Annotated in this window: 5 protein-coding genes; 3 read left to right on the top strand and 2 right to left on the bottom strand. The window is 73.9% G+C overall.

Annotated features, from left to right (window positions below; genetic code table 11):
- Window positions 1-46 precede the first annotated feature (46 nt).
- A complete protein-coding gene (gene asnB / locus Bsp3421_RS13200; protein ID WP_273996393.1) occupies window positions 47-1,888 on the top strand; it encodes an asparagine synthase (glutamine-hydrolyzing) in 1,842 nt (613 codons plus the stop codon).
- 30 nt (window positions 1,889-1,918) lie between these two features.
- On the opposite strand, the gene Bsp3421_RS13195 is transcribed toward asnB, so the two are convergent.
- Together Bsp3421_RS13195 and Bsp3421_RS13190 are read right to left on the bottom strand one after the other, a co-directional pair.
- The gene (locus Bsp3421_RS13195) at window positions 1,919-2,380 is read right to left on the bottom strand and encodes a hypothetical protein (RefSeq protein ID WP_273996392.1); all 462 of its coding nucleotides are present in this window, start codon (window positions 2,378-2,380) and stop codon (window positions 1,919-1,921) included.
- Window positions 2,381-2,432: 52 nt separating this feature from the next.
- Window positions 2,433-5,795, bottom strand: coding sequence for a type 2 lanthipeptide synthetase LanM family protein (locus Bsp3421_RS13190; RefSeq protein ID WP_273996391.1), 3,363 nt, complete (start codon window positions 5,793-5,795; stop codon window positions 2,433-2,435).
- Window positions 5,796-6,032: 237 nt separating this feature from the next.
- Here Bsp3421_RS13190 and Bsp3421_RS13185 point away from each other — a divergent pair, with 237 nt between their 5' ends.
- Complete coding sequence (locus Bsp3421_RS13185) at window positions 6,033-6,236, top strand: hypothetical protein (protein WP_273996390.1); 204 nt, start codon at window positions 6,033-6,035, stop codon at window positions 6,234-6,236.
- Entirely contained in the window at window positions 6,236-12,229 is a 5,994-nt protein-coding gene (locus tag Bsp3421_RS13180; RefSeq protein WP_273996389.1) for a non-ribosomal peptide synthetase, read from the top strand. Before Bsp3421_RS13185 ends, Bsp3421_RS13180 begins: the two co-directional genes overlap by 1 nt.
- Window positions 12,230-12,234 lie beyond the last annotated feature (5 nt).

Here is a 12,234-nt window from a genome sequence, read left to right as displayed (position 1 = left end):
CGGCGCGCGGCGCGCAAGCGCGGGGGGCCTGACGATGTGCGGCTTCGTGGGCTGCCTGGATCTGTACCAGCGGCGACCGGTCGACGAACCGGCGATCCGCTCGATGACGGCCGCGCTCACGCATCGCGGCCCGGATGCGGAGGGCGTGCTGATCGACGCGGGGTTCGGCGTCGGCTTCCGTCGCCTCGCGATCGTCGACATCGCGGGCGGCGACCAGCCGCTCCTGAACGAGGACGGTTCGCTCGTGCTGGTCTGCAACGGCGAGATCTTCAACGATCGCGAGCTGGCGGAGCGGTGGCTCGGCGGCCGCCATCGGCTCAGGACCCGCAGCGATTGCGAGGTGATCCTGCATCTGTACGAGGAGCTGGGCGACCGGCTGCTCGATCACCTGAACGGCCAGTTCGCGTTCGCGCTGTACGACCGCGAGGCGCGCCGCCTGCTGCTCGCGCGCGATCCGGTGGGGATCGCGCCGCTGTTCTACACGGTGGTCGACGGCTACCTGATCTTCGGGTCGGAGATCAAGGCGATCCTCAGGCATCCGAAGGTGCGCGCCGAACTCGATCCGGTCGGCCTCGACCAGGTGCTGTGCTTTCCGGGGCTGGTGAGCCCGCGCACGATGTTCTCCGGCATTCACGCGCTGCCGCCCGGCTGCGCGCTCGTGTGCGCGGCGGGCGCGCCCGTCCTCAAGCGCTACTGGGATCTCGACTATCCGGACGGCGCGGTCGAGCCGGCGCGCGATGTCGACGCCTACGTCGACGAGCTGGCCGCGTGCTTCGAGGGCGCGGTGCGCCGCCGGCTGCGCGCCGACGTGCCGGTCGGCGTGTACCTGAGCGGCGGGCTCGATTCCTCGCTGGTCGCGGCGATGATGCGACGCCTGCAACCGGACGCCCCACTGAGTTCGTTCGCGGTGGCGTTCGACGATCCGGCGGTCAGCGAGCAGCGCTACCAGCGCCTGATGGCCGACACGCTGCGCACCGAGCATCACGAGATCCGCTTCGACGACGACGAGATCCAGCGCCGCTTCACGCAGATGATCTATCACGCCGAATGCCCGGTGAAGGAGACCTACAACACCTGCGTGCTCGCGCTCGCGGAGACGACGCGCGCGGCCGGGATCAAGGTGGTGCTCGGCGGCGAGGGCGCGGACGAGTTGTTCGCGGGCTATCCGGGCTACCGGTTCGATGCGTTCGCCGCGCTGTCCGAGGGCGGCGCGCGCGTGCCCGACGCGGAGCTGCGCTGCCGCGAGCGGCTGTGGGGCGACGCGACGGTCGGCTACGAGCGGCGCTATGCGGAATTCGCCGCGCGCCGCGCCGCGCTGTACTCCGACGCGCTGCTCGATCGCTTCGAGACCGACGGCGATGCGTTGTCGACGCAGCTGGTCGACCCCGCGCGGCTGCGCGGACGGCATCCCGTGCACCAGCGCTCGTATCTCGACATGAAGCTGCGCCTCGCGGATCACCTGCTCGGCGATCACGGCGACCACATGCTGATGGCGCATTCCGTCGAGGGCCGCTATCCGTTCCTCGATCGCGAGCTGATCGAGTGCGCGCGCCGCATGCCGGCCGACCTCAAGCTGCGCGACTTCGAGGAGAAGTACGTGCTGAAGCGGATGGCCGCGCGCTGGGTGCCCGACGCGATCGCGCGGCGCGAGAAGTTCGGCTTCCACGCGGCCGCGAGCCCGGCGCTGCTGCGCTCGGGCGCGGCCTGGGTCGACGCGCTGCTGTCGCCCGAGCGGATCCGGCGCGACGGCTATTTCCGCGTCGACACGGTCGAGGCGCTGAAGGCGCGCTGCCGCGCGCGCGACACCACGCTCGACCCGCGCCATGACGACGACATGCTGCTCGTCGTGCTGTCGTTCAACGTGCTGCTGGACACTTTCTTCTCCTGACGCCGCCGGGCCGGGCGGCGTCGGGCCGGCTCACGCCGCGACGCGCCGCTCGCGCACCAGCATGTAGCCGCGCAGGTTGCCGGTCTCGGCGTCGAACTGCTGGATCGTGCGCACGCGCCGCGCCGGATCGATCAGCGTGAAGGTCTCGGTGGCGAGCACCGCGCCCGTCCGCGCGAGCCGCACGTCGAGCAGCAGCACGTGCGGCGCGGCTTCCGTCGCGGTCATGCGGAACGTGTCGTAGGGCGCATCGGGGCTCGTCAGCCGCATCACGCCGGGCGCGAACGCATGGCCGAGGAAGCGCCAGAGGTCGGCGCGGCCGTCTTCGTAGGTGTTCTCGTTGGACTGCACCCAGCGTCCCGCCTCGATCCGTTGCGTGACGACGCAGGCATAGCGCTTGATTTCACGGCCTTCCGTGTCGAGGCACTGGAAATCGCCGTGCCAGACACCGGTCAGGCGGGGCAGCAGAGCGAATTCGTCGAGTGTCAGGGGCATCGTGTCGATCTCCGGAAGAGGGGTGGGAAGGCGCTTCATGCGGGTCCTCGCGTCATTCGAACAGCAGCACGCTCGGCACGCGCGTGGGCGCGGCGAGCCGCAGCATCTGGTAGCCGATCCCGGCCGTGCCCTGGAACAGGCCCGGGTTGCGCGCGCTCGCGGGCAGGTTGCCGAACAGCCGGAAGCCGCCGGCCGTGTCGGCGCGCGCGAGGATCTGCGCGGCGAGGCGGCCGGCCTCGTCGCGCGCGGCGTCGCGCCCGGGATGCAGGCCGGCCGACAGCAGCGTGTCGACGAGGCCGAAGCCGCCGCAGCACAGATGGTCGAGCGCGGGCAGGCCGGCCGCGCGCGTGGTGGCGAGCGCGGCGTCGAGTTCGGCGCGGGCCTCGCCGCCGGCGGCGTCGGCCCCCGCGTCGAGCGCGAGGCCGGCGGCGCGCGCGAGCCCGATTCCGGGCGCGCCGTGGCACCAGCTGAGCGCGAAGCCGGGCGGATCGTCGGGCATGCGGTAGTCGGGCCAGTTGCGCGCGCGCACGTCATAGCACGCGCGCTCGTAGGCGATGCCGTCGCGCGCCGCCGCGCGGTAGTCGGGCCGCGCGGTCGCCGCGTGCAGCCGCTGCAGCGCGTAGGCGATGCCGGCCGCGCCGTGCGAGAAGCCGGTCAGCGGGATCGGGCCGAGCGTGCGCCACGCGGGCGGGAAGCCGGGGCGCGCGTGGCGGCGCGCGAGCAGATGGTCGCCGCAGGCGATCGCGGCGCGCAGCACGGCGGCGTCGCCGGTCGCCTCGTGCAGCGCGAGCAGGCCGAGCAGCGCGCCGGCCGCGCCGTCGATCACGTCGAGCCGGTCGTCGGCGGCGATCAGGCTCGCGTCGATGCCGCGCGCGGCCGCGCGGGCGCTGTCGAGCAGCGCGGCGTCGTCGCGCCAGCGCGCGATCCGGGTCAGCGCGTAGACGATCGAGCCGAGCCCGCTCGCGCCGCCGAGGCCGAGCCGACGCGCGAGCGCGCGGCCGTGGGCCGGCGCGGCGTCGTTGAACAGGCGGCGCACCGGCGCGAGCGTATCGGCGAGCAGCGCGGCGTGCGGATCGCCGCCGTCGCCGCGCGCGTGGGCGAGCGCGGCGAGGAACAGCGCGATGCCGCAGCGGCCGTCGTAGAGATTGACGCCGACCGGTTCGAACTGGAAGCGCCGCGCCTTCGCCGCGTAGCGCAGGCCGAGCCAGGTCACGCGACCGCGCGGATCGCGCAGCGCGTGGCCGGCCAGTTCGTCGGCGAGCGCGCCGGCCTGGGCGATCAGTTGCGCGGCGGCGGGGCCGGTCGAGGCGGGAGCGGGAGCCTGCGCGGGGCGGTTGAGGCTGCCGCGGGCGTCGGCATCGGCGGAGCGCGCGGACGCGCCGTGGTCGTGACGCGCGGAGCTGGCGAGGAAACTGCCGCGTATCAGCGCGAGCTGCAACGCGAGGTCGGTTTCGTCGAGCCCGCGCAGCCGCTCGATCACGCGCGCGACGCCGGTGCCGTCGAAGGCGTCCGGGAGCGGCGCGTCGACGCCGGCTTCGAGCGCCTGCGAGCCGCCCGTGGTGCCGAAGTAGGGAATGTCGAGCCGTTCGAGCGCGCGGGTTTCGGCGTCGAGCGCGGGCCACAGCGGCCCCGGTTCGGCGGCCGCGACGAGCGGCGCGCTCAGCCGGTCGAGCTCGATGCTGCGCTCGACGCCGTCGCGCAGGTGTTGCGGCAGGCCGGCCTGTTCGAGCGCCGCGCCGTACACCTCGGTCGGGCGCAGCAGGAAGCGCACCGGCAGGTCGTGCAGCGTCGCGAGCCAGCCGGCGTCGTCGAGCAGCGTCGCGCGATGGCGCGCGAGCAGCCGGTATTGCGCGGCGAAGCCCGCGCACAGGGCATCGACATGGTCGGCCGGCGTCGCCGGCCGGCCGGCGAGGGACGGCAGGTTGTCGTGGGCGGGCAGGCTCGCGTCGCGCGGCAGCAGCGCGATGCGGTCGGTGTTGACGCCGCTCCAGCCCAGCGCCTGCCAGGGCGCGGGCTGGCTCGCGCCGCGCCCGAGGCCGCTGATGTCGTAGGCGATGCGCGCCTCGGCGTCGAACGACCAGCGCGGCAGCAGGCCGCTGCGCAGCACCGAGTCCGCGAACGCGCGCGCATCCTCGTCGAGCGGATCGGCCGCGCGCTGCGCGGCGGCCGCGGGGCGCGGATGCATGAGGGTCTCGGTGTCGACCAGCACCGGATGCTCGCCCGCGGCGATCAGGTTTTCGCTGTGCAGGTCGTTCGCGTCGAGCGCATAGGCGAGGCACAGCAGCATGCCGGCGCGCCGGTAGAAGCGATCGAGCGCGGCGCGGTCCGCGCAGGGCCGCGCGCTCGCGCAGGTCAGCGCCCAGCCGTACGCGCCGCGATCGAGGTGGTCGAGGGTGGCGTGCGCGGGCGTCGCGCCGAGCGCGTTGCAGCGCGCGAGCAGCGCGTTGAACGCGATTTCCGGCGCGACGCTGCGCGGCTTGTAGACCACCGCGCCGCCCTGCGCGAAGCGCACGATCTTCACCGCGCGGCCGCCGTGATGCGCGTCGGACAGATCCTGGCGCAGCGCGGTCACCGGGCCGGGCGCGCCGCCCGCCGCGCGGCGCAGCGTGTCCAGGTCGGCCGCGAGCCGGTGCAGGAATTCCACGAGTTCGTCGCGCCAGTCCTCGAGCGCCGTGACGATCAGGCGGGCGAGCACCGGATAGGTGTCGAACAGCGCGGCATAGCCTTGCGCGCAGTGCAGCGCGACGAAGCGGCGATGCCAGTGGTCGGGGGGATCCTCGTCCAGGAACGGCAGGGGCAGGTTCAGGTGCGCGGGCCGGTCGGTCGCGAATTCGAGGCCCAGCGTGCGGCCCGCGAGGTCGGTCACGCGGCGCAGCAGCGCGCGCTCCGCATCGAGATACGCGGAGGGCGCGAACCAGTCCGACAGATCGCCGCCCGATGCGGCGCGCAAGGGCGCCAGCGCGTCGCGCAGCTGTTCGCGCGCCAGCGCGAGCGCCGGCAGCCACAGCGCCTCGAACGGCAGCGGGTCGTCGGGATCGAGCGCGAATCCGAGCGGGGTGGGCGCGCTCGCGAGCGGGGAAGGCGCGACGCCCGGCGCGTCCTGGACGAACGCGCGCGCCGCGCGCTGCAGCGCGCCGAACGTCGCGAGCCACGCCGGCAAGGTCGACGGCGCGGGCAGGCCGGGCGCGAGCGCGGCGAGCGCCGTGGCCGGCGCGATGCCGCTCCAGGCGAGCCGGCGCGTGAACAGCGCGGCATCGTCGCCCGCCACCGCCCGACGCCAGCGCGCGAGCCGCGCGGCCGCGACCGGCTGGTCCGCCGCCGGACAGCTGAAGCCGCTCGCCGCGGCGAAGGCGAGACGTTCGGGCAGCGAGCGGGCGCGCGCGGCGAGCTGGCGGAGCGTGTCGGGTCCGGTCATGGCCTGGTCATCCGACAGAGGTGCATCACGCCCGATTTCCGGGCGTCTCTTCAATCCTTCATTTTCATTCATTGCGAACAACCCATTTGATTATTCATTTTTATGAAATCAGAACAATCGAGGCGATCATTTATTTGATTGATTTTTAAATGGGGTAATAACCGGTTGCCCTGGTTTTAATGAACTGGGATTATAGGCGCGCCTTGGGTGGCGCGCGCCGGTTGTCGGACGGGATTTATGCTGATACGCTGGCTGCGCGCGGGGAGCGCGCAAAAAAAAGCAGAGGGCGGGGTGGTGCGGGTAATGGATTTTCCGTCTATTTTCCTTGACCGGAGCCTGGTAATGATTTTGACCGGCGTAATGCGTAATTGCTTTATTTCGAATAAACCCATTCAATTATTCCAGCGCGGCGATCGCAGGCGAGCCGGGGCCGGTTCGTGATGGCCGACGGATTCGGCCTATCCCCCCAGCAGCGCCGGGCATGGCAACTGGGCGCGGGCGCGCCGGCGTCGCCGTATCGGGTGTGCGCGACGCTCGCGGTGCGCGGCCCGCTCGATGCCGACGCGCTGCAGTCCGCGTGGCGCGCGATCGTCGCGCATCAGGAAATCCTGCGCACCGTCTTTCACTGCCCACCGGGCCTGACCGTGCCCTTGCAGGTCATCGGCGAAACCGGCCCGGCCGCGTCGTGCGGCCCTGACGACACGGCGCCCGCGCGCGCGTGGCAGGCCTTGCGCGATGCGCGCTTCGAGGTGGGCGCGAGCGCGCCGGTCCAGGCGCGGATCGTGACCGTATCGCCCGGCGAACATCGGCTGATGCTCGCGGCCTCGGCGCTGTGCGCCGATCCCGACAGCATCGCGGCGCTGGCCCGCGCGCTCGGCCGCGCGCTGAGCGGTGAGGCCGGGCCCGAGGTGGTCCAGCAGGCGGATTACGCGCAGTGGCAGAGCGAGTTGCTCGCTTCCGACGATTGGGCGGCGGGGCGCGCGTTCTGGCGCGACACGCTGCGTCGCGCGGCCGCCGCGCCGCGCGCGCTGCCGCTCGCGCATCGCGCGGCGGCGGAGGCCGGCTTCGCGCCCGCCGAACGGGCGCTGAGCGTGCCGGCCGGGACGGTCGACGCGCTGCGCGCTGCTGCGGCGGCGTGGGGCGTGTCCGCGCGCGCCTGCGTGCTGGCCGCGTGGCTCGCGACGCTCGCCCGGCTCGGCGGCGCCGACGCCGTGGCGATGGGCGTGCTGACCAACCTGCGGCGCTTCGATGAATTGGCGGAAGCGATCGGGCCGTTGTCGAAGGTGCTGCCGGTCGTGCTGGAGGTCGACGCGGGCGCGGGCTTCAGGGCGTTGGCCGAGCGCGTCGAGACGGCGCTGCGGGACGCGGCCGGGCAGGGCGACTGCTTCGCCTGGGACCCGGCGGACGACGCGCCGTCCTGCATGCCGGCGGGCTTCGATTTCCTCGCGCCCGAGCCGGCGGCGCACGGCGACGTGAGCGTGCGCGTGACGCGCGTGCGCGGCGCGATCGAGCGTTTCCAGATACAGCTGTCGTGCGTGATGGAGGCGGCCGGCGGCGTATGCGAGGCCGTGTTGCAATACGACGCCGGCTGTTTCGGCGAGGACGACGTCGCGGTGTACGGCGACGTGTTCACGCGCCTGCTCGGCGCGGCCCTGCAGCAGCCCGACGCCGCGCTGGACACGCTCGCGGGTCCGCCCGACGACGCGCTCGCGCCGCTGCGCGATGCGCTGCGCGCGTATCGCGCGCCGCCGGCGGACGGGCCGGGCGTCGACGTGCGGATCGCGGCCGCCGCGCACGACGCGCCCGAGCGGACCGCGGTGATGTGCGACGGCGAGGCGCTGACCTATCGCGAGCTCGACGCGCTGGCGAACCAGTGGGCGCGCCGCCTGATCGCGCAGGGCGTCGAGCCGGGACAGATCGTGCTCCTGATGGTCGAGCGCTCGGTGTGGCTGCCGGTCTACCTGCTCGCGATCCTCAAGGCGGGCGCGGCGTATCTGCCGCTCGACGCCGACACGCCGGCCGGCCGCGTCGAGCAGGTCGCGGCCGCGACGGCGGCGGTCTGGCTGCTGACCGACGTCGCCACCGCGCCGGACACGCTGCGCCGCATCGCGGCGGGCGACGCGCGCGCGGCGGTCGCCGCGTTCGATGCGGCGCCGCTGAGCCGCGCGACGGCGGGCGCGCTCGCCTACGTCGTGATGACCTCGGGGTCGACCGGGCAGCCGAAGGGCGTCGCGATCGAGCATCGGCAGCTCGCGCACTACGCGGACGGCGCGATCGCCCGCCTCGCGCTCGCGGGCTGCGCGAGCTTCGCGCTCGTGTCGAGCGTGGCGGCCGATCTCGGCTACACGATGCTGTATCCGGCGCTGCTGCTCGGCGGCCGGCTCGTGATCGCGGGCCGCCGCGACCGGCTCGACGCGGGCGCGCTCGCGCGCCGTTTCGAGGAGGCGGGCGGCATCGACTGCCTGAAGATCGCGCCGAGCCACCTGGTTGCGCTGCTCGACGCGAGCCCCGCGCCGGCCGCGCTGCTGCCGCGCGCGCGGCTGATCCTCGGCGGCGAGGCCTTCGAATTCGCGCTGGCCGCGCGGCTGCGCGCGCTCGCGCCCGACTGCCGGCTGTTCAATCACTACGGCCCGACCGAAACCACGGTCGGCGCGCTCGCGGGCGAGCTGCCGGCGGATCTCGCGGCATGCGCGTCGGCGACCGTGCCGCTCGGCGCGCCGCTGCCCGGCGTGATCGCCTATGTGGCCGACGCGGCGCTGCGCCCGGTCGCGGACGGTTGCGTCGGCGAGCTGTGCATCGGCGGCGGCGGCGTCGCGCGCGGCTACCAGCACGCGCCGGAGCAGACCGCGGCGCGCTTCGCGACGCTCGCGCCGCTCGGGCCCGACAGCCCCGCGGCGCGCTTCTACCGGACGGGCGACCGCGTGCGCCGGCTGCCCGACGGCAGCATCGAGTTCGTCGGCCGCGCCGATCGACAGGTCAAGCTGCACGGCTTCCGGATCGAGCTGGGCGAGATCGAGGCGGCGGCGCGCACGCATCCGCGCGTCGCGGAGGCCGCGGCGCTCGTGCGCGACGTGACGTCGGGCCACGCGGGCCTCGTGCTGTTCTTCAGCGCGCGCGGCCGCTGCGACGCCGACGACGTGCGCCGTCATCTGCGCGAACGGCTGCCCGCGCACATGCAGCCGTCGCGGCTCGTGCGGCTGGACGCGCTGCCGCTCGCGCGCAGCGGCAAGATCGACGCGCGCGCGCTCGCCGAAGCGCCGCTCCCGGCGGCGGACGCGGCCGGCCACGTCGCGCCGCGCGATGCGACCGAAGCGCGGCTCGCGGCGATCTGGGCGGAGGTGATCGGCGTCGCGCAGGTCGGCGTGCACGACGACTTCTTCCATCTCGGCGGCGATTCGATCCTGGGCATCCAGATCGTCGCGCGCGCGAACGACGCCGGCTTGCGCGTCAGCGTGCAGCACCTGTTCGAGCAGCGCACCATCGCGGCGCTGGCCGCCGTCGCGCTGCCGGCCCAGCCGATCGTCGCGGAGCAGGGCGCGGTGGCCGGCCCGCTGCCGCTCACGCCGGTCCAGCACTGGTTCTTCGAGCGCCTGCCGCCGACGCCGTCGCACTGGACCATGTCGCTGCTGGTCGAGGCGGAAGCCGATCTCGACGTCGCGCGGCTCGAACAGGCGCTCGCGCACACGATCCGCCATCACGACGCGCTGCGCATCGCGTTTGCCGAAGCGGACGGCCGCTGGCGCCAGGTCAACGAGGCCGAGGTCGCGCCCGGCGCGATCGACGTCGTCGACCTGACGGCATTGCCCGAAGGCGCACGCGCCGCCGCGCTCGACGCGCACGCGAGCCGCGTGCAGACGAGCCTCGACCTCGCGCGCGCGCCGCTGCTGAAGATCGCGGTTTACCGGCTCGGCGCGGCGCAGGGCGTGCGGATCCTGTTCGTCGCGCATCACCTGGTGATGGACGCGGTGTCATGGCGGCTGCTGACGGAGACGCTGCGCGAGGCCTACGCGGCGCTCGCGGCCGGCGCGCCGGTCGCGCTGCCGGCCAAGACTTCGTCGTACCGGCACTGGGCGCATGCGCTGGCCGCCTACGCGGCCTCGGACGACGCGCGGCATGGCGCGGCGCAGTGGCGCGCGCTCGCGGGCGATGCGCCCGCGCCGCTGCCCGTCGACCTGCCGGGCGGCGCGAACACGGTCGGCGCGGCCGCGACGGTCGAGGTTGCGCTCGACGCCGACACGACCCGCGCGCTGCTGCGCGACGTGCCGATCGCCTACCAGACCCGCATCAACGATGCGCTGCTGACCGCGTTGGCGCGCGCGCTGTGCGGCTTCACGGGCGGCGAGACGGTGTGCGTCGAGCTGGAGGGGCACGGGCGCGAACCGTGGTTGCCGGATGTCGACTGCTCGCGCACGCTCGGCTGGTTCACCGCGCGCTGGCCGCAATGGCTGCGCGTCGCGCGCGGCGACGACATCGGCGCGGCGCTGCGCGTGGTGAAGGATCAGCTGCGGCGCGTGCCGGACGGCGGCATCGGCTACGGCGTGCTGCGCTACCTCGCGCCGCCGGCGCTCGCGGCCGAATTCGCCGCGTGGCCCGAGCCCGAGGTCGGCTTCAATTATCTCGGGCAGGTCGACCAGATGTTCGCGGCGGGCGGCTGGCGTCTCGCGACCGGCGCGACCGGGGCGGAGCGCGCGCCCGAAGGCGTGCGGCGGCAGCTGATCTCGATCGACGCGATGGTGACGCGCGGCGTGTTGCGGATGCGCTGGACCTATGCGGGCGCGCTGTTCCGGCGCGCCACGATCGAGCGGCTCGCGGCGCGCTGCCTGGAGGCGCTGCGCGAGATCGTCGCGCATTGCGCGGCGGAGCTGCACGGCGCGTACACGCCGTCCGATTTCCCGCTCGCCACGCTGACGCAGGCGCAGCTCGACGCGCTGGCCGCGCGCTATGCGCGCGTCGAGCCGGGCCGGCTGTCGAATCTGCAGCAGCTCGTGAAGCTGCACTACCTGCTGGAGGACTACCGCGAGGAGCAATACCAGCAGATGCTGCGGCGGCTCGCGATCGAGGACATCTTCCGGCTGTCGCCGCTGCAGCAGGGGCTGATGTTCGACATCCTGTACGCCGACGATCCGTCGCTGTACAAGGTGCAGAAAGTGTTCGCGCTCGACGGCCCGCTCGATCCCGCCACCCTGCAGGCCGCCTGGGCCAAGGTCGTGGCGCGCCATCCGAGCCTGCGCACGGTGTTCGTGTGGGATGGGCTCGACGCGCCGGTGCAGATGGTGCTGAGCCATGTCGACGTGCCGTGGCGCGCGCTCGACTGGTCGGCGCTGCCCGCGGCCGAGCGCGACGCGGCGCTCGCGGCGTGCTGCGCGCACGAATGGGCGCAGCCGCTCGCGTTCGACACGCCGCCGCTGATGCGGCTCGCGCTCGCGCGCATCGCGCCCGACCGGCACCTGCTGGTGTGGACCCACCATCACCTGATCCTCGACGGCTGGTGCAATTCGGTGCTGTTCCGCGAGCTGTTCGAACACGTGCTCGCGTTGCAGACCGGGCGTGCGCACTATCCGCCCTTGCCGGGCCGCTATCGCGACTATGTCGCGTGGCTCGCGCGCCGGCCCGCCGGCATCGACGCCGCGTACTGGCGCGCGGCGCTCGACGGCCTGCCCGCGCTCGCGCATGCGCCGCTCGCGTTCGCGCGCGCGGCCGGCGAGGCGGCGCGCGACCCCGCGCCCGGGGGCGCGCCCGACAACTTCGGATTCCGGATCGACGCCGAGGCGACCCGCGCGCTGCAGGCGCTCGCGCGGCGCGCGGGGCTGACCGTCGGCGCGCTGCTGCACGCGGCCTGGGCGCTGGTGCTGTGGCGGATCGGCGGCTCGCGCGACGTGGTGTTCGGCGTGACCGTGGCGGCGCGGCCCGCCGAGCTGCCCGCGATCGAATCGATCGTCGGCCTGATGATCAACGTGCTGCCGCTGCGCGTGAGGGTCGAGCCGGAGCGCATCCTGGCCGACTGGGTGCGCGACGTGCACGACCGCCAGACCGCGCTGCTCGACCACCAGTACGCGTCGCTCGCCGAGATCCGCCAATGGGCCGGCGTGGAGCCGGGCCAGCCGCTGTTCGACAGCCACCTGAGCTTCGAGAACTACCCGGTCGACGACGACCTGCGCGCGGCGGCGCGGCCGCTGCGCATCGCCGAGGTGCATTCGTCGTATCACAGCGCGTTCCCGCTCAGCATCACCATCGAGCCGGGCGAGGCGTTCAGCGTCGACGTGAACTACGACCCGGCGCGCTTCGCGCGCGCCGACCTGCTGGCGGTGTTCGCGCGCTGGCGCGACCTGCTGCACGCGCTGCCGGCCGCGTTCGACCAGCCGGTTTCCGCCTGCCCGTTCGACATCCCCGGTGCGCGGCCGCTGGCCGCCGCCGTCACCGATTCCGAGGTCTAGCCATC

The organism is Burkholderia sp. FERM BP-3421, assembly GCF_028657905.1.
GTDB lineage: Bacteria > Pseudomonadota > Gammaproteobacteria > Burkholderiales > Burkholderiaceae > Burkholderia.
This window is presented reverse-complemented; position numbering and strand designations above follow the sequence as displayed.